This is a genomic window from Wenzhouxiangella limi, from assembly GCF_010499265.1.
GTDB lineage: Bacteria > Pseudomonadota > Gammaproteobacteria > Xanthomonadales > Wenzhouxiangellaceae > Wenzhouxiangella > Wenzhouxiangella limi.
In genome coordinates this window covers 1-23,231 of record NZ_JAAGSC010000041.1, presented here as the reverse complement: position 1 = coordinate 23,231, position 23,231 = coordinate 1, and the positions used below count along the sequence as shown (strand labels likewise).

General features: G+C 67.2%; 18 protein-coding genes. 7 read left to right on the top strand and 11 right to left on the bottom strand.

What is annotated here, in order from left to right:
* Nucleotides 1–3: 3 nt before the first annotated feature.
* A complete protein-coding gene (locus G3I74_RS08825) occupies nt 4–1,947 on the bottom strand; it encodes a transglycosylase SLT domain-containing protein (protein WP_164211236.1) in 1,944 nt (647 codons plus the stop codon).
* Nucleotides 1,948–1,968: 21 nt separating this feature from the next.
* On the opposite strand from G3I74_RS08825, the gene G3I74_RS08820 reads away from it, so the two are divergent.
* Complete coding sequence (locus G3I74_RS08820; protein WP_164211235.1) at nt 1,969–2,793, top strand: sulfite exporter TauE/SafE family protein; 825 nt, start codon at nt 1,969–1,971, stop codon at nt 2,791–2,793.
* Here G3I74_RS08820 and G3I74_RS08815 read toward each other — a convergent pair.
* The 3 genes from G3I74_RS08815 to G3I74_RS08805 form a co-directional block, all read right to left on the bottom strand.
* Nucleotides 2,758–3,552, bottom strand: a complete 795-nt coding sequence (locus tag G3I74_RS08815; RefSeq protein WP_164211234.1) for an endonuclease/exonuclease/phosphatase family protein — start codon at nt 3,550–3,552, stop codon at nt 2,758–2,760. The two genes, G3I74_RS08820 and G3I74_RS08815, sit on opposite strands and share 36 nt — an antisense overlap.
* Before the next feature lie 6 nt (nt 3,553–3,558).
* Nucleotides 3,559–4,227, bottom strand: a complete 669-nt coding sequence (locus G3I74_RS08810) for a thiol:disulfide interchange protein DsbA/DsbL (RefSeq protein WP_164211233.1) — start codon at nt 4,225–4,227, stop codon at nt 3,559–3,561.
* A gap of 72 nt (nt 4,228–4,299) precedes the next feature.
* Complete coding sequence (locus G3I74_RS08805) at nt 4,300–4,935, bottom strand: c-type cytochrome (protein ID WP_164211232.1); 636 nt, start codon at nt 4,933–4,935, stop codon at nt 4,300–4,302.
* Between the two features lie 72 nt (nt 4,936–5,007).
* Here G3I74_RS08805 and yihA point away from each other — a divergent pair, with 72 nt between their 5' ends.
* On the top strand, nt 5,008–5,640 hold the full coding sequence (gene yihA, locus G3I74_RS08800) for a ribosome biogenesis GTP-binding protein YihA/YsxC (RefSeq protein WP_164211231.1): 633 nt from the start codon (nt 5,008–5,010) through the stop codon (nt 5,638–5,640).
* Here the strand turns inward: yihA and G3I74_RS08795 are convergent.
* The gene (locus G3I74_RS08795) at nt 5,604–6,014 is read right to left on the bottom strand and encodes a PilZ domain-containing protein (RefSeq protein ID WP_164211230.1); all 411 of its coding nucleotides are present in this window, start codon (nt 6,012–6,014) and stop codon (nt 5,604–5,606) included. The two genes, yihA and G3I74_RS08795, sit on opposite strands and share 37 nt — an antisense overlap.
* A 188-nt stretch (nt 6,015–6,202) precedes the next feature.
* Here G3I74_RS08795 and dusB point away from each other — a divergent pair, with 188 nt between their 5' ends.
* The 3 genes from dusB to dapA all read left to right on the top strand — a co-directional run bounded on the left by dusB (nt 6,203) and on the right by dapA (nt 9,720).
* Nucleotides 6,203–7,186, top strand: coding sequence for a tRNA dihydrouridine synthase DusB (gene dusB / locus G3I74_RS08790; protein ID WP_164211229.1), 984 nt, complete (start codon nt 6,203–6,205; stop codon nt 7,184–7,186).
* A 59-nt stretch (nt 7,187–7,245) separates the two neighbouring features.
* On the top strand, nt 7,246–8,727 hold the full coding sequence (locus G3I74_RS08785) for a bifunctional metallophosphatase/5'-nucleotidase (RefSeq protein WP_164211228.1): 1,482 nt from the start codon (nt 7,246–7,248) through the stop codon (nt 8,725–8,727).
* Between the two features lie 99 nt (nt 8,728–8,826).
* The gene (gene dapA, locus G3I74_RS08780; protein ID WP_164211227.1) at nt 8,827–9,720 is read left to right on the top strand and encodes a 4-hydroxy-tetrahydrodipicolinate synthase; all 894 of its coding nucleotides are present in this window, start codon (nt 8,827–8,829) and stop codon (nt 9,718–9,720) included.
* A 42-nt stretch (nt 9,721–9,762) separates the two neighbouring features.
* Here dapA and recD read toward each other — a convergent pair whose 3' ends face one another.
* The 6 genes from recD to queC are packed head-to-tail and all read right to left on the bottom strand — an operon-like array spanning nt 9,763 to nt 21,510.
* Nucleotides 9,763–11,769: an exodeoxyribonuclease V subunit alpha gene (recD, locus tag G3I74_RS08775; protein ID WP_164211226.1), complete on the bottom strand. Its 2,007-nt coding sequence runs from the start codon at nt 11,767–11,769 to the stop codon at nt 9,763–9,765.
* Nucleotides 11,759–15,463, bottom strand: a complete 3,705-nt coding sequence (recB, locus tag G3I74_RS08770) for an exodeoxyribonuclease V subunit beta (protein ID WP_164211225.1) — start codon at nt 15,461–15,463, stop codon at nt 11,759–11,761. The genes recD and recB overlap by 11 nt, the downstream gene beginning before the upstream one ends.
* Nucleotides 15,460–19,005, bottom strand: a complete 3,546-nt coding sequence (gene recC, locus G3I74_RS08765) for an exodeoxyribonuclease V subunit gamma (protein WP_164211224.1) — start codon at nt 19,003–19,005, stop codon at nt 15,460–15,462. Before recC ends, recB begins: the two co-directional genes overlap by 4 nt.
* 59 nt (nt 19,006–19,064) lie before the next feature.
* A complete protein-coding gene (gene queE, locus G3I74_RS08760; RefSeq protein WP_164211223.1) occupies nt 19,065–19,700 on the bottom strand; it encodes a 7-carboxy-7-deazaguanine synthase in 636 nt (211 codons plus the stop codon).
* A 2-nt stretch (nt 19,701–19,702) separates the two neighbouring features.
* On the bottom strand, nt 19,703–20,794 hold the full coding sequence (locus G3I74_RS16325; RefSeq protein ID WP_164211222.1) for a 6-carboxytetrahydropterin synthase: 1,092 nt from the start codon (nt 20,792–20,794) through the stop codon (nt 19,703–19,705).
* Nucleotides 20,791–21,510 carry a 7-cyano-7-deazaguanine synthase QueC gene (queC, locus tag G3I74_RS08750; protein WP_164211221.1) on the bottom strand — a complete coding sequence of 240 codons (720 nt, stop codon included), beginning with the start codon at nt 21,508–21,510 and terminating at the stop codon, nt 20,791–20,793. Before queC ends, G3I74_RS16325 begins: the two co-directional genes overlap by 4 nt.
* A 162-nt stretch (nt 21,511–21,672) precedes the next feature.
* Here queC and G3I74_RS08745 point away from each other — a divergent pair, with 162 nt between their 5' ends.
* Nucleotides 21,673–21,927, top strand: a complete 255-nt coding sequence (locus tag G3I74_RS08745) for a hypothetical protein (protein ID WP_164211220.1) — start codon at nt 21,673–21,675, stop codon at nt 21,925–21,927.
* Nucleotides 21,928–22,169: 242 nt separating this feature from the next.
* Nucleotides 22,170–23,171, top strand: coding sequence for a tyrosine-type recombinase/integrase (locus G3I74_RS08740; protein WP_164211219.1), 1,002 nt, complete (start codon nt 22,170–22,172; stop codon nt 23,169–23,171).
* Nucleotides 23,172–23,231: the final 60 nt, after the last annotated feature.

Below are 23,231 nucleotides of genomic sequence, written 5' to 3'. Positions count from 1 at the left end.
GGGCTACTCGCTGCACTGAAAAGTCGCCGCCCCGTTGACCTGCTGCGGGAGGACCGACCGTGCGAGCACCGTTGGTGAACGCTCCAGCTGCCATTCGTAGATGGTCGCGAAGGCAAGCACGCGGGGCACGTAGTCGCGGGTCTCGAAAAACGGCAGGGTCTCCAGCCAGACGTCGGGATCGCTGTCCGGGCGCTCTTCCAGCCAGCGAGCTACGGCATTCGCGCCCGCATTGTAGGCGGCGGCAACGCGGATCCAGTCGCCTTCGTAACGGCGCTGCAGCTCCCCCAGATGGGCAATGCCAAGCGGAATATTGATCGCCGGATCCATCAGGTCGGCAGCGCCGTTGAACGGCAGCCCGTGACGCCGCGCCACGGCCTGTGCCGTGCCGGGCATGAGTTGCAGCAGGCCGCGTGCCCCGGCGGGCGACAAGGCATCGGGTTGCATGGCCGACTCGGCCCGCATGAGACCGTAGACCAGCGCCGGGTCCACTTCCCGGCGGGCCGCGTGCTCTGAGACCCGACCGATTTCGATCAGGGGGAAACGCCAGGGGTAGGCGCGCATCAGGCCGGACGCACCCAGGGCGGCAATCGCACGATCGTGCCAGCCGCGGCCGGCGGCCAGCAATGCGGCCTGGTGACGTTCATCTTCGCTCAGACGCCGCCAGACGCTGGACCAGGTGCGTCGGGCGTGATTGAACAGTCCGACTTCGAACAGCTCGATGGCCCGCTCGAACTCCGCATCCCGCATCAGCCGTCGTTGTCGGGCCGGATCGGCCGCAAGATCCTGCGGACACAGGCTGAGATCCTGCTGCAGCCAGGTCGCCGCCAGAAACCCGTAATAGGTGGCCTCTCCTGCCAGGGAACCAAATGCCAGCATGGCCTCAGCCCGGCCGAGTTCGGCCAGGGCCCGTCCGCGCCAGTAGCGCCAGCGGGACTGCCCCTGCTCGATCAGGCGCATGCGCTGAATGCTGGCCAGCACCTCTTCCCATTCGCCCTGGGCCATCGCCGACCGGGCGCGCCATTCGAGCATCTGCTGATCGAGCGCCCGTTCCGGCAGGGCATCGATGGCCGCGACCGCGCGCGAATCCAGTGCGACCGCCCGGAACAGCGCAATTTCGCGCTCAACGGCCGCGATCGTGGCGGGCGGGAAGTCAAAGCGATTGCGCAAGACCTGCCAGGCTCGTTCCGCCTCCTGCCAATCACGGCGGGCCATACGCGTCAGGGTATCGGCAACCAGCTGGCGGGACTGCTCGCGGTCGGGCCACAGTCGGGCCAGCGAAATCAGCCTGCCCGGCCGCGCCCGAACCTCCAGCCAGTGATCGGCCCACGCGCGCTGCTCCTGATCCAGATAGCGGCGCAGGTAACGGGCCAGTCCGGTCTCGCCACTGTCCAGGGCCAGCCGGAAGCGTCTCCAGGCCTGGTCGGTCGAGGGATGACCCTGACGCCGCCACCACTCGAAGGCCGGATCACAGGTCGAGGACTGCGAGCGCCCAACCAGCCACAACCGGGCGATGCGTTCGCTCAAGCCTTCGCTGCGGCCGGCCGCGATATCCGCCCGCGCCAGCCAGCAGCGGACTTCCGTATCGGCCGAATCCCGGCCGTAGCGGCCAAGCAGCTCGTAATCGCCGCGCTCACCGAGGCTTCTCAGCCACCGGGTTTCAAGCGCGGCGCCGAACGACCAGTCGCGGTACCGGGCCAAAAAACGGCTCATCTCGGCGCTCGGAATCTGATTGAGCGTCTGGCGCTTGAGTTCGTATTCCAGGTATGGCGTTAGCGGGTAGTCCGGCAGGGCTGCTATGGCCTGCCGCACGGCGGCATGATCGGCACGCCCAGCCGCCTGCCAGCCCTGCATGAAGCGCTCACGCTCGGATGCGCGATCCGCCAGGGCACACGTCGACGCTCCAACGGCCAGTGCCACCGTCAAGCCCCTGATCAGCCAGCTTGCCATCCGCCTGTTGCCTGCTTCAAGATGACGGGTATTGTCGCGCGTCGAGAGACCGTCCAACAAGTGCTGCTCCTTGTGTTGCTGCTGTTGATCACCGGGCTGACGGCCGGCCTGCTGGCCGGGCTGCTCGGTATTGGCGGCGGCCTGGTCATCGTTCCGGCCCTGAGCTTTCTGCTGCGGGCCCGCGGCGTGGAGGTCGAGATCGCAGTCCCGGTCGCGGTGGCGACTTCGCTGGGGACCATGTTGCTGACCTCGGCCAGCGCGGTCTGGTTCCACGCCCGCCGCGACGCGGTCCACTGGCCCACAGTCGCGCGCCTGGCGCCGGCCATGGCCGTGGGCGCCGGGCTTGGAGCGGTCTTCGCCGCGGCGCTGCCCGGCCAGTTGCTTGCCAAGGTCTTCGCCCTGCTGGCCGCCCTGATCGGGATTCGGATGCTCCTGTCGCTCAACCCTTCGCGGCCTCCGATCAGTCCATATCCCCGGGGCTGGTGGCTGGCCGGTCCGGCCATCGGGGGCGTTTCAGCGCTGATGGGCATCGGCGGCGGCAGCTTCAACGTACCTTATCTCGTCCGCAACGGCTTTGCGCCGGTTCAAGCCGTGGCGATTGCGTCTGCCTGCGGTTGGCCGATCGCCCTGGGTGGTGTGGTCGGCTTCCTGATCGCCGGCTGGAACCAGCACCTTCTGGATCTGAGCCTGGGCTACCTGTTTTGGCCCGGCGTCGTGGTGGTCGGCATGGCCGGCGCGGTCTCGGCTCCGGCGGGCGTGGCGCTGGCGCATCGGCTGCCCGCCGCTGGCCTGCGCCGGATCTTCGGCTTGTTACTGCTGCTGATTGCCGTCCGAATGTTCTGGTAGTTCGACGGCGCCGTTGAGGTTCAGGCGCATGGCCAGCGGGCGGTGGTCGGAAAATCGGATAGGCAGCGCACCAAGTTCGGCGATGTCCATCCGCGGCGAGACCAGGATGTGGTCGATCGACCGTTGCGGATTCCAGGACGGAAACGTCATGACGTCGCCGGCTGGAACAACCAGGCCCGCGTGGTCACAAAACGTGCGCAGCTCGCGCGAGCCCGGCCCGGTATTGAAATCCCCCATCACCAGCACGTTGGGATATTCCCGGACCAGGCCGGACAGGTACTTCAGCTGCTGGGCCCGCGCCCGCCGGCCGAGGGCCAGATGCAGCACCATCAGCCACAGGGCCTGCTCACCCTCTCCGAAGCGCGCGACCAGCGCGCCCCGGCCGGGGATGGCCCCAGGCAGGCCATGTTCCTCCACCAGGCTGGGTTCGATCCGGCTGAGCAGGCCGATACCGGCGTGAGCGATGACCCCGACCTTGCGATTGCCCCGGTAATGCCAGAAGGGAAAGCCGGCATGGCTGGCGAGGTACTTGGCCTGATTGAGAAAGCCGGAGCGCAGACTGCCGCAATCGACTTCCTGCAGCGCCACAATATCGTAATCGCGCAGCAGCTCGGCGATGGCGTCAAGATTGGCAACCCGCTGGTGATTGGGCAACAGTTGCCGCCAGCTATGGGTCACGTACTCCCGGTATTTCCCGGTGGTCGTCCCGGCCTGGATGTTGTAGCTCAGCAGCCGCAACTGCCGGGGAGCACCAATCATGGGCAACTACTGGGTGTCCGCGCTTCCGTTGCCGGACTGCTCCAGGGCTTCGGATTCACGTTCGATCAGGTAATCGACCGCGGCCAGCAGCTCCTGGTAGCTGTTGAAGTCCGTCGGACTCAGCCGCCACTTGCCCTGCACGATCATGGTCGGTGTCCCGCGCACGCCGAAACCCATGATGTCGTTGCGGTTTCGGCGCATACGGCCATCCACGGCAAACGACTGCGACGTGTTGACGAATTCCTCGACCTCGACGCCAAACTCGGTGTAAACCTCGGCGATGTCCTCGATGCTCCGAAACTGCCGCCGCTCGTCGTGAAGCGCTCGGAACATCGCTTCGTGCGCGTCCTGGCCCAGCCCCAGCACGTCGGCCGTGTAGTACGCCCGGGCGAAAACTTCCCAGCCCGGCTGCAGGCCAACCGGCAGGTGGCTCAGACTGACGTGATCCGGAAGCCCGGTGGCCCACTCGGCAATGATCGGCATGAAGTTGCGGCACGCCGGGCAAGGATAGGCGAAAGCTTCCACCACTTCGACCCGGTCAGACGGCGGCGTCGCCGGCGAGCCAATGGCGTGGAAATGCGTACCCTCCTCGAACGTCTGGGCCGCGACACTGCCGGACAGGCCCAGCCAGACCAGGCAGCCGAAAAACAGGGTGATGTGGTTCAATCTGCTCATTGTCATTGTTTCCTGCGATGGGATATGTCAGAGGACGGGGCTACAGACCGGCCCGGGCGACTTCAGTTCCCCTCAGCGGGACGTCCCCTCGGCAAAGCGGGCCGGATACAGGCCCTCGATGTAGGAGCTGAGCGCCTGGATATCGGCATCGGTCAGGTTGCGCGCCACCGCGGTCATGATGTGGCTGTAGGGGTCATCGTCCCCGTAGTTCTCTCCGGACCGATACCGCTGCAACCTGTCTGCGGTGTAGTCGGCGTGCTGACCGCGGAGCTGGGGATAATGGGCCCCCGGAATGCCATCGCCGGCCGGACCATGGCAGCCGGAACAGGACGGAATCCCCGCCTGCAGATCTCCTGCCTGAAACAGCGTCTGGCCGCGCTCGACCAATTCTTCGTCGGCCACCCCGGGCTCGACATCAAACTCAGCATAGTGCGCGGCGATGTCCTGGAGATCCTGGTCGCTGAGGTTCATGACCATCGGATACATCTCGGGTACGTCGCGAATCTGCTCTCGAATCAGCCGGGACTGGCGCGCAGCGTAGTCGGGATGCTGGCCGGCAATTTTCGGCCAGTCGGAGACAGAACTGTTGCCATCCTGTCCGTGACAGGCCGCACAGGCTTCCGCCAGCTCGGCGCCGCGTTCCGGATCGCCCACCGCCCACACCGCAGCCGGGGCCAGAATCAGCAGCATCATCCACACTCGAAGCATGCCCGTGAATCTCCATTCAGCAAAGTCAACAACCTGATATTATCGCCTGTTTAGCCGGAGCTGATCCAGTCGATGAGCCAGCCTGTGGCCATATTTCGCCGCGCAGTGTACCTGGACAGCATCCACAACCTGTCGCAGTTGCCGCCCGACCAGGGTGTGGAGGTGGCCATCGCGGGCCGCTCCAACGCCGGCAAGTCAAGTCTGATCAACCGCTTGTGCGGTCACAACAGCCTCGCCAGAACCAGCAAAACGCCCGGCCGCACACGCCAACTGGTCTTTTTTCAGCTTGACCCCAACCGTCACCTGGTCGACCTGCCTGGTTACGGTTATGCCAAGGTGGCCGGCGATTTGAAGCGCCACTGGCGCGGCCTCATTCAAACCTATCTGGAACGCCGCAAGTCCCTGGTCGGCATCGTCGTGGTCATGGACATCCGCCATCCGCTCAAAGACAGCGACATCGAACTCATCGAGTGGGCCGGCAGCCGGGGGCTGGCACTGCATCTGGTGCTGACCAAGGCCGACAAGCTCGGTCGCGGCAAACAGAGCGAAACCCTGATGCAGATTGGGAGAAAGGTGGACCCGCGCGTGGGCGTGCAGGCCTTCTCGGCCACGTCAGGACAGGGTCTGGATGCGCTCCAGCAGCAACTGGCGGATTGGCTGGGCCTTAGTCAGGCGACAGAAGAAGGTCCCACACCGGGCCAGTAACCCAGCTTGGTGAGCTCGCGGTCCAGCAAGGCTGTATCGCCCAGGTTGTCGGCAACGAAAATCTTCAGCTGCTCGAAGGTCTCGGGGTCGACCCGCATAAATCGACAGCCGAGCACCTGGTCTTTCTGCCAGACCACTTCGATCGAAAATTCCAGGTCTACCTGGGACTGGCGGATTCGACCGCGCAGAATCAGCCCCAGCTCACCGGATGCCCCCGTGCCGAACTCGACCGGTTCTTGAAGCTCGAGCAGGGCTCCATTAATCGAAACATCGATCACGCCGCAGTGCACTCGCTGCACGTTGCCCACGCTGAGCAGCCCCCGACCTTCAAAAGGGAAACGATGAAAGCTTCGACGTTCCTGATCCTGCACCATGACTCGACTCCCCGGCTCACTGTACCCCGGGCATCGGTTCGAGCAATGCCTCACCCGAGCCGGCCTTACCACCCCTTGCCTGGCGATCAAGGTACCATGAAATTCATCGAGCCAACAGCTCGCATCAAGCGTTTACAACGCGAAATGACCTGATAAATGACAAATCGTCTGGCGATGATTCCAAGACCATGATCGGCGACCGAAAGTTTCTACTGGGCCTGGCGCCAATGGCCGGGGTCACCGACAAACCCTTCCGGCAGTTGTGCAAGCGCATGGGCGCCGACCTGGCGGTCTCGGAAATGACCACATCCGATGCTTCGCTGTGGCATACGCGCAAGTCGCTCCAGCGCATGGATCATGTCGGGGAGCCGGAACCGGTCAGCGTCCAGATCGCCGGCACTGCCCCGGAACAGATGGCCGAGGCCGCCCGCCACAACGTCGCCCAAGGCGCGCACATCATCGACATCAATATGGGCTGCCCGGCCAAGAAGGTCTGCAAGGCCTGGGCCGGCTCGGCCCTGATGCGCGACGAGGGCCTGGTCGAGCGCATCCTGCGCGCCGTCGTGGCCGCGGTCGACGTGCCGGTGACGCTCAAGATTCGAACCGGCTGGGATCGCGATCAGCGCAACGGGCCGGTCATCGCCCGTATAGCCGAAGACTGCGGCATTCATACCCTGGCCGTCCACGGGCGCACCCGCGATCAGAAATACGAAGGCTGTGCCGAGTACGACACCATCGCCCGGATCAAGCAAAGCCTGAACATTCCGGTGCTGGCCAACGGCGACATCGACTCGCCGCAAAAAGCCCGTTTCGTTCTCGACTACACCGACGCCGATGGCCTCCTGATCGGCCGGGCCGCGCAGGGCCGGCCCTGGATTTTTCGCGAGATCCGGCACTACCTCGACACCGGCGAACACACGGCACCGCCCTCCCCGATCGAGGTGCGCGACATCCTTCTGGGACACCTGCAGGCGTTGCACGACTTCTACGGCGAAGCGGCCGGCGTTCGTATCGCGCGCAAGCACCTGGGCTGGTACGCCCGGGGCACGCCGGGACATGAGCGCCTGCGCGCGGTGTTCAATCGTCTTGAATCGGCCCCTGCCCAGCTCGATCTGGTCATGGAATGGTTCGGTGATCCGGCCGCGTCGAGGGTGCTGGAACGGGTCGCCTAGTGGGTCAGGCGGCGCATTGGCTATCCAGACCCCGGACCCATCAGGGGAACCGGGCTGGCATGAGATTTTCCGGCAGATCAAGTTTGATCGCCCTGCTTGCCGTGGCGCTTTTTGCGTCCAGCCCGGCCGTTGCGCTGACCATCCTGTACTTCAACGACGCCCACGAGATCGCGCCGGTCGACGGCGGGGTGCGTGGCGGCGTGGCCCGGCTGGCCGGCCTGATCGAGGCCGAACGCTCGCGCGAGTCAGACGTCCTGGTTCTGTTCGGCGGCGACCTGGCCGGCGGGACCCTGTTCGGGCTGATGCGCGGTGAGCCCATGGTCGAGGCCATGAACGCCATCGGCATCGACGCGGCCAGTTTCGGCCAGCACGAGTTCGACCATGGCGTGGACCAGGCCCGGCGGCTGGTCGATCGGTCGGATTTTTCCTGGGTTACGGCCAACCTGACCGAGACCGACGGCCGCGCGTTTCACGGACTGGAGCGGTTCCGGATCCTCAAGGCGGGCGATGTGCGCGTCGGCGTGTTCGGCATCACCACCGCCATGGCCACCACCCGCCATGAAGGCCGGGTGCTGGAGCAGGACGTGGTCGCCTCCGCCCGCTCGGCCGTGGCCGCACTGGACAACGCCGGCGCGCAGCTGATCGTCGCCCTGACCCAGCAAACGGCCGAGCAAGACCTGGACATGGTCCGGCAGGTGCCCGGCATCGACCTGGTGCTGGGCGAAGAAACTTCCGAAACCGTCTCGCGCATCGACTACCTGGCCGGCAGCTACCTGGCCCGCTCGGCCGGCAATATCTCCAGCCTGATCCGAGCCCAGTGGCTGGGGCCTGAGGAGAATGACTGGCGGCTGAGCGTGATCCCGGTCGATGCCTCGGCACCCGAACAGCCGGCGCTTGCCAAGATGCGCGACCGCTACACCGCCCTGCTGGAGCAGCGCCTGGCCGAGCCGGTGCTGGCCGTCGAGCAGGGCTGGCGACTGTCGCGCGAGGCGGCCCGCGGCCAAGACACGCGCCTGGGCCACCTGGTCGCCGACGCCTTCCGCCACGCCCTGGACAGCGATATCGGCTTCGCAAGCGCCGGCGGGCTGCGCGCCGACCTGGTTGCCGAGCCACCGGCGCTGACCCTGGCCGACGTCGCCGCCGTGCTGCCGTTCGACAACCGGCTGGTCCGCCTGCGCGCGACCGGCGCCGAGCTTCGCGCGCTGATGGAGCAGGCCCTGGCCGGCCACCCGACGGCGCGCAACGCCTATCCGCTGGTCAGCGGGCTGAGCGTGCGCTTCGATCCCGAGGCGCCGCCGGGAACGCGCATTCAATCGCTGGAGCACAAGGGCAGCGCGATCAGCGCCGACCAGGTACTGACCCTGGCCGTACCGCTGTTCCTGGCCGAAGGCGGCGACGGCTACGGCCTGCTTGCCGATCTGCCGCGCGAGGAGATCGGGCCGCTGGATCGCGACGCGCTGGCGGAGTTCCTGGCCGGTCGAGCCAGCGACAGCCGCCCGGATTTCGGCCCATTCAGCCCGCGCGTGCTGCCGAGCCCCTGAATAAGCCGCTGTCGGGCTGATTTAAAGGGGCCGGGCATTGATCTCTGTACAATCGCCGATACGCCTTCTCGGCCCGATAACACCACAAGGAGCGATCACTTGAAGCTGACAGGAGTCCACACCGCGCTGGTCACGCCGCTCGACGAAGCCGGGCAGATCGACTACGACGCCCTGGATGAAATCCTCGAGCGCCAGATCGCGGCCGGGGTGGCCGGCGTGGTGCCCATGGGGACCACCGGCGAATCACCGACCATGTTCAACGCCGAGCACGACGGCGTCATTCGCCACACGGTCGAGCGCGTCGCCGGGCGCGTCCAGGTCTGGGCCGGCACCGGATCGAACAACACCGCCCAGGCCATTCGGACCACGCGCGAGGCCGAAAAAGCCGGCGCCGACGGCGCACTGATCGTTACCCCGTACTACAACAAGCCCAGCCAGGCGGGCCTGGTGCGCTACTACCGCGACATCAGCGAAGCCACCGCGCTGCCGGTCATCGTCTACAACATCAAGGGCCGCACGGCCGTCAACGTCGAAACCGACACTCTGGCCGAGATTGCCCAGTTGCCCAACATCGTGGCGGTCAAGGAAGCCTCGGGCGACCTGGGCCAGATGGCCGACGTTATCGCTCGCATCGCCATGCAGCGCGAACGGCCGTTCTACGTGCTCTCCGGCGACGACGCGCTGACCCTGCCGCTGATGAGCATCGGCGGTCACGGCGTGATCTCGGTGGTGTCGAACCTGGTGCCCGAGCGCATGGTGGCCCTGGTTGAAGCCGCCGCCGGCAGCGACTTTGCCGCCGCCCGCGCGATTCACTACGAGCTGCTGCCGCTGTTCCAGGCCGCCTTCATCGAAACCAACCCGGTGCCGATCAAGGCGGCGATGAACCTGTGCGGCATCCCCGCCGGCAGCGTGCGCAGCCCGCTGGCGCCGCTGAACCAGGACAGCCACCAGCGCCTGGAGGCGGTTCTGCGCCGGATGGGGCTGACCGACTGAACCACAGCGTCGTCTAATCTCGCAGATTCGACGCCTGGCCCACTAAACGCGCAGGCCCAGCCGGTCGGCCAGCGCCGACGAGCGCCGGGTGCGCTGGCCAACGGCCTGAGCGAACACGCTCGCGCTGGGCGCCACCAGGGTGAAATCGTCGCGGGCCCGGGTCAGGCCGGTGTAGATCAGCTCTCTGGTCAGCACCGGGCTGGACTGCCCGGGCAGAACCAGCACCGCACGATCGAACTCGCTGCCCTGGGCCTTGTGCACGGTGATCGCCCAGGCGGTCTGGGCCTCGCGCACCCGGCCGGGGCTGAGGTAGAGCAGGCTGTGATCGGCCTTGGGGAAGACCACGCGCAGCCGCGTTTGGCCGGCGTGCGGCAGCGCCAGGCACAGGCCGATGTCGCCGTTCATCAGGCCGGTCGCGTAGTCGTTGCGGGTGATCATGACCGGCCGGCCGTGGAACCATTCGCCCGCGCCGGCGGCCGCTGGCCCGCCGCTCTTGACCCGGTCCAGCCACTCGCCAATGCCGCGGTTGATGCCGGTCACGCCCCACGGCCCTTCCCGCAGCGCGGTGAGCACCTGGAAACGCCCATAGGCCGCCAGAGCGGACCGGGCCCAGCCATCGATCTCGCCCTGACCCGGCTGGTCACCCGTCGGCCGGGATTGTTCGATCGCTTCCAGATAGGCCAGGTAAGCGTTGCCGAGCAAGTCCCAGAGCCTGTCGTCGGGCTCCTCGATGCCATCGGCCCACGCCAGTTCGGCGCGCTCGGGGTCGCGCAGCAGCTGCATCGCTCGATCGGCATCGCCGGCGTTGACCGCCTCGGCCAGTTCCCCGATGCCGGGCGTGGAGCGCCGGTTGCGGCGCAGCATGACGCGCTGGTCGGCCAGCCCGCCTTCGCCGTCGGGACCGGCCCGATGGCCCAAAACCTGGACCAGCCAGTCGTTCATCCCCTGACTATAGTCCAGCTGCTCGGCGCCGCGGCACAGGTCGCCGAAGACCGAGCCGGCCTCGACCGAGGCCAGCTGGTTCTTGTCGCCGAGCAGCACCAGCCGGGTTGCCGGATGGAGCGCATCGAGCAGGCTTTGCATGAGCTCCTGGTCGATCATGCTGGCCTCGTCGACGATGACCACGTCGGCCGCCAAGAGGTGGGTCCGGTCGTGGCGGAAACGGCGCGTGTGGTACTGGCTGCCGAGCAGGCGGTGCAGGGTCGAAGCCGGTTCCGGCGCGCCCGCGGCATCCAGGCCCTGGGCGTTCTGCAGGGCCAGCCAGCCGGCCGAAATCGACTCGGTCAGGCGCTGGGCGGCCTTGCCGGTGGGCGCGGCCAGGCGAATCCGCAGCGGCTGGTCGAAATGCTTGCGATGCAGGCGCTGGAGCAGGGCGATGATGCGTACCGCGGTCCAGGTCTTGCCGGTGCCGGGGCCGCCGGTGACGATGGTAAACGGACTGCGCACCGCCAGCGCGGCGGCGAATTTCTGCCAATCCGGCCCAGAGGCGCTGCCCGGTACGGGGTCGCCGGCCGGCGCAAAGATCTCGTCGATGGCCGATCGGACCTCTGCGGCCGCCACCAACGGAGCGCCGGCCGCCGCGCGCCGGGCGATCGAGGCAACGATGGCGGTTTCGGCCTGCCAGGTGCGGCGCAGGTAGAGATGCGCGCGATCAAAGACCAGCGGCGCCGTGCCGGGGCCGGCATCGACCAGGCCTGAAGCGGCCAGGCGCTCGGCCAGGTCGGCGACGGTCAATGCCTGCAGGCGACGCCGCAGCGCCTCCAGGCCCTGCTGGTGCCTGCGGGCCGGCTCGGCCAGCGTCGAAGCCGGTTCATGGTGATGCGGCGGCAGCGCCAGAAAGCCCTGCGGGTCGGCCAGCCAGGCATCCAGCGGCAGGGCGACGTGGCCGCGGCCCAGCTGGTGGCTGGCCAGCGCTGCGGCCAGCACGACCCGCTCGTCGGCCTCCGGCTGCAGCCGCCAGAGGAAGCGGGCGAACTCTTCCTCCAGCCGCCGGATCCAGCCCAGCTCGCGCCACAGCGCCAGGTCGGCCTGCAGGTCCTCAGCCGGCATCGTCTGCCCCCTCGCCGGCGAACAGGCGGTCCAGTGTCGCCACCAGCGCCGGGCTGGCCGGCTCGAAGAACACGCCCCGGGTGGTCGGATTTTCGCAGCCCCTGAGGAACAGATAGACCGCGCCGCCGAGTTGCTGCCCGGGCCGGTAACTCGCCCCCAGCCGATGCTTGAGCAGACGGTGCAGGGCCAGGGTATAGAGCGCGTACTGCATGTCGTAGCGGCGCGTTTGCACGGTCTCGGTCATGTTTTCGATGGTGTAATCACAGGCGTCGGGCCCCAGCCAGTTGGACTTGTAATCGGCGACATACCAGCGCCCCTGGTGCTCGAAGACCAGGTCGATGAAACCGTGCAGCATGCCGTTGAGCTCGCGCGGCTCAAACGGGATTCGGGGACGGCCGCCCAGGGTGTGGCGGCTGACCAGGGCATCGACGGCGGCAGCATCCACCTGATCGGCGGCCAGCCAGAACTCGAGCTCCGGTCGATACCTCGCCGGCCGGCGCTCAAGATCGCGCAGGCGCAGACTGGATTGTCCCAGCGCGATCGGCGCCTCGATCTGGCTGCGCAGCCACTGTTCCAGGGTTTCTGTCCAGCCCGACCAGCCGCGTCGTTTCAGCTGATGGCCGAGGTGCTCGCGCACCGCCTGCGGCCGCTCCAGCACCTCGGCGAAGCCCTGATCGGCGGCCCACTCCAGCAGCAGGTGTAGGAAATTGCCGGGGGTGGCGCCGCGCGGGAAGGCGTGGATCGTGCCGGCCCGGGGTTCGCGCGCGGGCAGCTCGGGGCGATCGGCTTGCTCGCGCTGCTCGCGCACCATCTCGGCAAGGTTGGATTCTATCGGGGTCTGAGCTTCTTCGGGTCCGCTGGCGGCACCCGCGCCGTGGCGCAGGGCCGAGTAGCTGGCCACCCACCAGTTCTCGCGCGGCGCGCCCCGGTATTCGCGCGCCGGTTCGGGCCTGAAGCCGCCGTCATCCGGACCGGGCAACTGCGGTCCAACCACTTGATCGTCGACCTCGACCCGCGCGATCCGGGGCGAGGCGTTCGCCAATTGCTCGAGGCCGGCCGACAAGCCGGGCTTGGCCAGCAGGTAGTTTGGTGCGGCATCGCCGCAGCCGCTGATTTCGGCCACGCCCACCCAGCAGGCATGGCTGGCCCGGGTCACGGCGACGTAGAACAGGCGCACGCGCTCCTGCAGCGCTTCCCACTCGCCGGCCGCTTTGGCCGCTGCATCGCTGGTATCGAGCTCGGCGATGCGGTCACCGGCCGCGTCGTGGTACTCGAAAAACGGCGGCGAGCCGGGCGTTTTGTAACAGCTGGCAAACGGGATGAACACCAGCGGAAACTCCAGACCCTTGGACTTGTGCACGGTCACGATCCGGACCAGGTCGGCGTCGCTTTCCAGGCGAATGACCTGGCTGTCGTTGTCGGATCGGTGCTCGCGCGCGATCTGGACCTGGAACCACTGGATCAATCCCTGCTCCCCCTCCTGCTGGTCGCTTTCGGCCTGCAGCAGCTCGGCCAGGTGCAGCAGGTTGGTGAGGCTGCGCTCGCCGCCGCGACGCGAGGCCAGCAGGCGAGCCGGGATCGACTTTTCGACCAGCAAGTGACGCACCATCGCCAGCACGCCCTGCTGCCGCCAGATCCGGCCAAGCCGGACGAACAGGCCGATCTCGCTTTCCAGCTGCTGCTCGTCGCGACCGACGCCGTCGAGTTCTTCCAGCGACCGCGCCAGGCTGGCGGTGGCCAGGGCATTGCGCACGCGCTGATCGTCCAGCGGCTGGGCGGCGGCCTCTAGAATGGCGAGCATGTCCACCGCCTCGGGCTGGTCGAACACCGAGTCGCGCTCGGACAGGTAAACGCAGTCCACGCCGCACTGGCGCAGCGCCCGCTGCATCAAGGCCGCATCGTGGCGGTCATTGACCAGGATGGCGATGTCGGCCGGCCGCAAGGGCTGCCAGGTCGCGTCTTCGGACCGAAACCCGGTGGTGGAACGATCACCGCGGGCCTGGTCGAGCAGCCGGGCGATGCGCGCGGCGGTGGTCTCGGCCAGGCGCGGCCGGTGCGCGGTTTTGGCCAGCGCCTTGCCGTCGCCCTCGGGCGGCTGATGCCAGAAGGTCAGCGGGGCGCGCTCCTGGCCGTCGATCAGCAGCCGATCGCCGCGATCCCGGCTTGCGACCGGCAGGAACGGCACCGGATCATCATCGCCCCGGCGGAAGCCGAACACGCCGTGCTTATTGGCGTCGCCGGCGGCGAAAAGGGCGTTGACCGCTTCGACCATGGGCCGGGTCGAGCGGTGGTTTTTCGGCAGGGTGAAGTGATCCTCGCTGGCGGTGGCCGAGCGCGCGCGCAGGTAGGTATAAATGTCGGCGCCGCGAAAGGCGTAGATCGACTGCTTGGGATCGCCTATCATGAACAGGCCGTGGCGCGGATCGTCGCGCTCCGGCTGGTAGAGGCGCTCGAAGATCCGGTACTGGACCGGGTCGGTGTCCTGGAACTCATCGATCAGGGCGACCGGAAACGCCTCGAGAATGCGCCGCCGCAGGGCCGGACCGCGCGCCTCGTCGAGCGCCTGATCGAGCTGCGTGAGCAGGTCGTCGAAGTCGAGGCGATTGAGGCGACGCTTTTCGACCCGGTAGCGCGCGCGCACCCAGTCGACGGCGTGCGCCCACAGCGCGGGCATCAGCTCGGGCGCCGCCGGCGCGGCGTCCAGCGCCGCGCTCAGCTGATCCAGCCAGGGGTGGGACGGGGCCTTGTTCTTCTTGCTGACGGTCAGCAGGACGCGGGCATGAAGCAGGTCCAGGTCGAGCGGCAGCGGATCGCCCGGGCGCCAGGCATCGAGCGCGTCCAGCACGCTCGGGAAGCGCTTCTTGAAGCGCGCCGCCTCCTTGTTGGAGTCGGCGTAAAAGTGCCCTTGTTTCAGCGCGCTTTCCAGCGCCGTGCGCACCTGGCCACCGACTCCAGCCCAGGCGACGAGCAGCGCTCGACAGTCGTGGTCGGCCAGGCGCTGGCGGTGGGCCTGGGCCTTCGCCAGCAGCGCGCCCGGCGCGACCCCGGCCACGTCCCGGCCGCGGTAGCGAATCGACAGACCGGGCGTGAGCAGCTGGCGCAGCACGCTCGAAAACGCCTGCGGCGACGGCAGCTGCTCCAGCAGCGACTGGGCCAGCGGATGGCGAACGTAGAGAAAGCATCGCCAGTAGTCGTTGACCACCTGCTCGAACAGGGCCCGGTCTTCGCTGTCGACTTCCTGCTCGAACAGACTGCCGCTGTCGAAGGCGTGCTGGCGCAGCATGCCCTGGCACCAGGCATGAATGGTGTGGACGGCGGCCTCGTCCATCCATTCGGCCGCGACCTGCAGCCGACGGGCGCAGGCGGCGCGCCCGACCGTATCCGGGTAGTCGGCCAGCAGCGCGCACAGAAATTCGTCGTCGCCGCCGTGGCCCGTGCGAAAGGCGTCGGCGGCTTCGGCCAGCCGCCGGCGGATGCGGTCGCGCAGCTCCTGGGTGGCCGCCCGGGTGAAGGTCAGCACCAGGATTTCGGGTGGCGTCAGCGCTTCGTCGCCCGCCCGGCCGTGCCCCAGCACCAGGCGCAGGTACAGCGCGGTGATGCTCCAGGTCTTGCCGGTGCCGGCGCTGGCCTCGATCAGGCGCACGCCGTGCAGCGGAAAGCGCAGCGGATCCAGATGCGCGGCCGCAGCGTTCATCGGCGCTTGCCCTGGTCGAGGAAAGCCCGCACCAGCGGACCGTAAAGACGCTCCGACCAGGCCCGGAATGCGTCGCCGCCATCGTCTGCCAGCAGGGCATCGAAGTCGGGGTAGAGCCGCGCCAGCGACGGGTCCTTGCCGAGGTCGCCTGGCGCGAACGGCCCGCCCGCAAAGGCCTGCGCTGCCTTGTCCAGCGCTTTTTCCAGCCCCGGCTCACGGGCCTTGTCGAGATCAGCGTAATAGGCTTTCAGGTAGGCACAGGAAGCCAGCGGCGCGGCCGGGATCGGACCGGTCTGGGCGACCAGCCAGCACTCGACCAGGCGCTCAAGCCAATCGCCGGCCAGCGCGGGTTCCACGGGCTCCAGCGCCAGCGTCTTGTCCTTGCCGACCAGCACGGTGCGCAGCGACTGGCCGGCGGCGCAGGCGGCCAGGTGATCGGGCCAGTACCCGGCCAGCTTGTCCCAGGCCGGCGTGCTGGCATTGCCGATGCCGCTGGCCAGCAGACAGACCCGGCTGAGCCCCGCATCCTGGTCGGCGCGCAGACCGCTCAAGCAATCCTCGATTCGAACCCGGCCCTGGCTGCCGCTTAGCTTAAGGTGTACTGCCCGGTCGATGGCCAGGTCCTCGGTCGGCGGCCCGAGCGGGTCGAGCGCCTGGACGTAGCGCCGGGCAATCTCGTCGGCCTGCTCCAACGCTTCGGTCGCCATCGCCTCGCCGACCGGCCCCGGCGGCAGCCGTCCAGCCAGGCGGGCCTGGCGAAGCTGTTGCTGGAACCGACCCAGCCGTTGGCCCGGGTCCGGCCCCTCGGCCAGCGCGGCGAGCAAGTCGTCGAGCAGCTGCCAGCGCGCCAGGCCGCCGAGCTCCAGCGGCTCGTCGCTGGCGATGACGCCGATATCGTCGCTGCGCAGCAGGCGGGCGCGCAGGCGCTGCTGCACCAGCACCGACGCCGGCCGGCGATAAAACCGCGCCAGCTCGCGCAGCCTCACTGCCTGCTCAGGCCACGCCAGCGCCAGCCCGGCCGAACCCGCTTCGCGCTCGCGCCCCGGGTCCCAGACCTCGCCCCATTCGCGCGCGTAGGTGATCAGCCGGGTCTGGCCGGGGCGGAAATACTCCCGGCTGAACGGCTGCAGCGGGTGGGCGGTGGTCAGATGGTCGACCAGCCCGGTTTCTTCTTGCACACCTGTGGCCAGGGTCCAGCCGGCCGTGATCGCGTCGCGCAGCTGCCCGACCAGCACCGAGGGCGGAATCGGCGCATTGTCGCGAATACTGCGACCCACCCAGCTGACGTAGAGCTGTTCGCGCGCCGACAGCAAAGCCTCGAGAAACAGGTAGCGATCGTCTTCACGCCGGCTGCGATCGCCCGGCCGGCGGTGCGCTTCCATCAGGTCGAAATCGGCCGGCTTGCGGGTGCGCGGATACTCGCCGTCGTTCATGCCCAGCAGGCAGACGCGGCGAAACGGGATGGCCCGCATCGGCAGCAGGGTACAGAAATTCACCCGGCCGGCCAGAAAGCGGCTGGAAGGGCCGTGCGTGTCCAGGCTGGCCAGCAGCGCGTCGCGGACCACCTCCAGCGCGATCGGCTGGTCGAGCCCGGCCTGGCGCATGCCGTCGAGCAGCTCGGTCACGGCCGCGTCGAAGCGGTGGCGGGCCAGCGCCTCCTCGTCGTCCGCCGGCGCCAGGAACGCCTCGACCAGGGCGCCCAGGCGCGCGCCCCACTCGGTCGGCGTGGCCGGGGTGTCCAGAACCGTTCGCCAGTGGCCCAGCTGCTCGACCACCCCGGCCAGCTGCGCGACCAGGGGCGCCTCGCCGGCGCTGACTTCATCGAAAGCCAGGATGCCGGCATGCTCGAGGGGGTCGCCGCTGGCGTAGCCCAGCATCATGCGGTCCAGCCCAAAGCGCCAGCTGTTTTGCTCGAACGCGCCAGTCATGTCCAGCAGCGCATCGCGGTGGGCGCCGTCCAGGCCCCAGCGCACGCCGGCCTGGTCGAGCCAGCGTTCGGCCAGATCCAGATCTGATGCCTGCATCCCGAAGCGCGCGCGCACCGCGGGCTGGCGCAGCAGGTCCAGCACCTCGGCGGCGGTAAAGCGCCAGCGCGGCAGGCTCAGCAGAACCTCGACCACGCGCAGCAGCGACGAACCGGCCCGATCGCTGCGATCGGCAATCGAGAAAGGTATCTGGCGTTCGTCGCGCGATGACTGGCCTTCGCCGCCGGCAAAGCGACCGAACACCGCCTCGACGTGCGGCGCGTAGTCCTCGATGTCGGGCACCATCACGATCACGTCGCGCGGCTGCAGCCTGGGGTCGTCTTCGAACGCGGCCAGCAGATGATCGTGCAGGATCTCGACCTCGCGCTGGCGGCTGTGGGCGATGGTGAAAACGATGGACTCGTCGTTGCGCCCGATCTGGCTGCGCCGGTCGGGCGACGGCGGCGGCTCCAGCTCCAGGATATCCTGCTGCAGCTGCGCCAGCAGGGGGGCATGGTCGTTCCGGGCGAAGTCGGAAAACAGGTCGATACGATCGTCGAACCAGTGGCGATAGTCCTCGGGCCGGTCCATGCGATCGAGCAGGCCGATGAAGTCGCGGCCCTGCTTGCCCCAGGACGCCAGCAGCGGGTTGCCCCAGTCGCTGATCTCGGTCTCGGCCAGCGCCCGGTCGGGCATGCCGGTCTTGAGCGGATGGCGCGGATTCCAGCGCCGGTAGTCGTCGCGCGCTTCGACCAGGTTGCCCCAGAAATAGCGGCTGGGATTGTGGACGAAGACCAGGACCTCGATCCGCCGGGCCAGCGCCGCCAGCGCGCGCAGGCTCTGCTCGGGCAACGAACTGATGCCGAACACGCTGACCCGCCGGGGCAGGTCTGGAAACGCTTGCCCGCTGTCTTCAAGCGCGGCGACAAAATCGGCGTGCAGGCGTGCCCGGTGCTGGCCGCCGGCGGCGCCGGCCTGCTCGATCAGGGCCCGCCACAGCACCGGCTGCCAGGCCTGCTCGGCCGGCAGCGGCTGGCTGGAGCGTCCGGCCAGGCGCAGCCGATCGCGACCGGCCTCCCAGTCCAGCAGCCAGTCGGCGCGAAAGAACTGGTAGGCCTCGAACAGGTCGGCCACACGCCCGGCGAGCTGAAAGCGGCGCCAGGCATCGCCGGGCTCCACCGCCAGGTAGCCGGTGATCGGCTCGAAGCCCGGGCGGCCGAGCAGACTGTCGAGCAGCCGATAGATCAGCCAGCGCAGGCGCTCGGCGTCGAACAGCGAGTGCTCGGGCAGGCGCTGCTCGCCCAACACCTGGCGGTAGGCCTCCCACAAGAAGCGCGCCGGCAGCAGCGTGCGCACGCTGGCGCTGATGCCCAGCCCGCCGCTCAGCTCGTCGTCACCGACGCTTTCGGCCATGCCCAGCTGCAGCCAGCGGCCGATACCGCCGGACTGGACCAGGATGATCTCGTCTTCCAGCGGCGCCAGCGGTGCCCGGCCCAGCCGGGAGACCAGCAGCTGGCGCAGATCTTCGGGCCGATTGGACTGCAGCACCGCCAGACCGCTTTCGATTCGAGTCACCATCAAGTCATCATATCGGCAAGCACGACGCCGCATTTCGCCTGGCGCAGCGCTGACGGCCACTATCGCACCCCGATCACCTTGTGGGTCTGCAGGCTGAAGCGCCACTGCGGGTGCTTGAGGCAGTACTCGATGGTCAGGCGGGTGTTGCGTTCCAGCTCCGGCCCGTCCATGGGCTGGAGCAGGAAGTGGCGAAAGTCCAGGCCCTCGAACTGTTCAGGCCGCGCCAGCTGCTGCGGGTAGACCAGCTTGAGCTCATCGCCCGAGGACTGCTTGAGCTCGGCGTTGGCCTTGGGGCTGACGCACAGCCAGTCGATGCCGGCCGGTGCGGCGATGGTGCCGTTGGTCTCCACGGCGATCTCGAAGCCGCGCGCGTGCAGCGCTTCGATCGCCGTTTCATCGAGCTGCAGCAAGGGCTCGCCGCCGGTGCACACCACCAGACCTCGACCCTCGGCCGCGCCCGGCCAGTGACTCGCGACCGCTTCGGCCAGATCCTCGGAGCTGGTGAACTTGCCGCCGCCCGGGCCGTCGGTGCCGACGAAGTCGGTGTCGCAGAAACTGCACACCGCGGCCGCCCGATCGCGCTCCAGTCCGGACCACAGGTTGCAGCCGGCAAAGCGCAGGAACACCGCCGCCCGACCGACGTTGCCGCCCTCCCCCTGCAGGGTGTAGAAAATTTCCTTGGCCGAGTAGGTCATCGTCAGATCGGCAGGGCCGGGGGCCGCGCGCCCCAGGACAGGATGGCGCCGCAGCCTGGGGTCTGGTAGAAGTCGATTCGATCCAGCGCCGGCAGCTGGTCGCCGATTGCGCGCCGGGTCCAGCGCGCCAGGCTGGCCGGATCGGTATCGGCGAGGTCGGGCAATCCATGCAGCGGCTGGTGATCGAGCCGCTCGAACACCGGGCGGAACAGCGTCTTGACGTCACCGTAGTCCATCACCCAGCCCATGACCTGGTCCAGCCCTGCCAATAGGTGGAGTCGAACGGTAAAGCTGTGGCCATGAATGCGACGGCGCCGGTCGCCCTGCGGCGCATTGTTTAGACGCACGGCGCTATCCAGGCTCATTTCCTTCCAGATCCGGTAGTGCTCGCCGTCATGGCTGCAGCCGGCGGTCGCGGTTTCATACACCGTGACCCAGGACAGATCGGGCAGGGTCTGCTGCAAACGCCGCCAGATCCAGCCGGCGATATGCTCGCTGGTGGGATTGTCCAATCCCGGGATGTCGTTCAGGCAGGCGTGGTCGAGTTCTTGGTGGAGCGGCTGCCAGCAGCGTTCGAGCTGATCGGAATCCATCCCCATCCCGTGCTCGCCCTGCTTGCAGTGCACGGCGACCACAAAGCCGTGACCGTGCATGCGCCCGCATTTATGCCCGGGCGGGACGTTGGGCAGCTGGTGGGCGGACTCGAACCGAAACCGGCGCCAGACATGGACCTGGCCGTGGGGGTCGATATCGGCGCCCCGGTCGGCGGCACTCCGTATGCCGATGCTGTCCAGGCCGGGAATGTCGACGCGCTCGCGAATCCAGCGGGCCAGGTTTTCGTCGGTCGGGACGGCGAGCTGATCGTTCAGGTAACGGTAATCGAGGCCTCGCACGCACCCGGCCAGGGCGCGCTCCAGATCGTCGGTCTCAACCCCTTTGAACTGCGCCCAGTCCTCAGGCAGGCTGGCCCGAACCCGGGCCCGGAAGCTGTGGCCGTGAAGGCCTCTGGCGCGGTGCCCTTGGGGCAGGATGTCGAGTTCGCGCGCGGCCTCGAAGGGCACGCTGGCCGCGTGCATCAGCCTTTCTTGCGTCATTCGCCCATCCCGAACTTCACGTACAGCGGGTCCGGCAGGCCGGCCTCGGCAAAACCCTTCTTGCGCAGCAGGCAGGAGTCGCACTGGCCGCAGGGTCGACCGTGCGGGTCCGGGTCGTAGCAACTGCTGGTCATGGCGTAGTCCACGCCCAGGTCCACGCCCTTGCCAATGATCTCGCCCTTGGTCAGTTCGATCAGCGGCGTATGGATGGTCAGGGCCCCGCGACCCTCAACCCCGGAACGGGTCGCCAGGTTGGCCATGGTCTGGAAGGCGGCGATGTACTCCGGCCGACAGTCGGGGTAGCCGGAATAATCCAGCGCATTGACCCCAATGAAGATGTCGAAGGACTCGAGCACCTCGGCCCAGGCCAGGCCGAAGGACAAAAACACCGTGTTGCGCGCCGGCACGTAGGTGATCGGAATGTCGGCGCTCATGTAATCCATGTCATCCATGGTGCGACCCTTGGGCACTTCCACGTCGCTGGTCAGCGCCGAGCCGCCGAAATGGCGCAGATCGAAGTCGACGATGTGGTGCTCCCTGGCACCCATGGCTTTGGCGAGTCGCTGTGCGCAATCGAGCTCGACGCTGTGGCGCTGGCCGTAGCGAAACGACAGGGCGAAACACTCGAAGCCGGCGGCCGAGGCCATGGCGAGCGCGGTGGCCGAATCCAGCCCGCCGCTGAGCAGGATGACGGCTTTTCTCGCTATTTCGCTCATCGACGGTCTCCGCGGGTTGATCGTTTCGGCCTGCATAAGATACGGCAAAGTGGGTGATCCAGTTCCAGAGCCCTGTGGCTGGTGCTGCACTTCGACCCCGGATACCATCACCACGATGCACTCAAGACATGTACCCGCACATCTCGACAGCAGGGGCTAGTAATGACTTGTCAAGACCGCAGTTTCCGCGCCCGGATCTTGTTGCTGATAAGCGGTTCACTGATCGCTGCCGGCACGACTGCGATCGGGCTCTATGCATTTGAAGCATGGTCTGTCGCCGGTACCGCCGATCAGTCGATGGCCTTCTGGATGCTGCCTTTTCTGCTGGGCGGGCTTTTGCTGATTGGGCTCGGCGGCGTCCTGCTGGTGTTCCGGAGACTTTTGGTTAATGAGGAAAATAAGCGTTCGGAACCGTAGACCGGAAACTGGCGAACAAGCTTGATTGAACTGGTGCCGGCTGAGAGATTCGAACTCCCGACCCTCTGATTACAAAAATGATGCTGCATCTTATCTTAGCCGAACAACATATAACCCGAAACTGCCCTTCAAATCCTTAATTTATTGGGTTTTATCAAAATATTGACATCAGACCATAACACGCCTTAACTTCAGGTAACATAGCCAAAGTTACCTAGAAAGTTACCTAGAAAGGCCTACTGATGCCCGCAATCAAGGTCAGTCAGAAGAAGATCGAGGCCCTGCTGCGGCAGGAACACCACACCCAAACGGACTACCGCGACATCCTGACACAAGGGCTGGTGTTTCGGATCGGGCCACGCGGTGCAGTCTGGAATTACCTCCGCCGGATAGACGGCAAACTGTGCCGTCTAAAGCTGGGCGACTGGCCCTCGGTCGGCATCGCCGATGCCCGCCAAGAGGTCGGGCGCATCGAGGAAACCATCGCCACTGGCAAGCATCCGAAAGCCGAACAGGCGCGTCAAAGGGCCGAGCAGCGCACATCCCGAGATCGAGATCAGAAGCGACTGTTCGAGAAGTTGGCTGAGGAATGGCAGCGCCACCATTTCGACGGGCTGGCCGAAAGCACCCGCGTCAATTACGCCTATCTGCTGGCGCGGATCGTGGAGGCGTTCCGAGGGCACGATGCCGCCGACATCACCCGTGGCGACCTGATTCGGTTTCTGGATGCGCAGCGCCAAATCAGCGCATCCGGCGCGAATCAAGCGGCATCGATCATCCGGCAACTGTTCCAATACGCGCTGGATCGGTACGACCTGCCGGCGAACCCTGCCGTCGGCCTGAAGAACCCAACCAAGCCCTTGAAGCGGTCACGGACGCTAGACCGGGCCGAAATCCGAATCCTGTGGCGAGCGTGCGAACTGGCAGGCTACCCCTACGGCCACGCGCTGCGGCTGGCTCTATGCACCGGCCAGCGCATCGGCGAGATCGGCATGATCCGCTGGGCCGACATCGAAGGCGACTACTGGCGCAACACTGAGAACAAGAGCAAACAGCGGATTGACATTTATCTAGCCACCCATGCGACCGCGATCGTGAAGGACTGCCCCCGTATCAATGCGTACGTATTCACCAGCGGCCGCACAGCCCCCGACAAGGAGTCGAGCGGAATTCGGTCGGACACTTGGGGTGGCGGCACCAGCGGCGCAACCCTGTGTGTCAACATCCAGTCCAACAGTTCCTGATCGGTTTTATCTGTAACATTCAGGGCGCTAACGGAGTGGAAACATGTCTGATTCCAATGA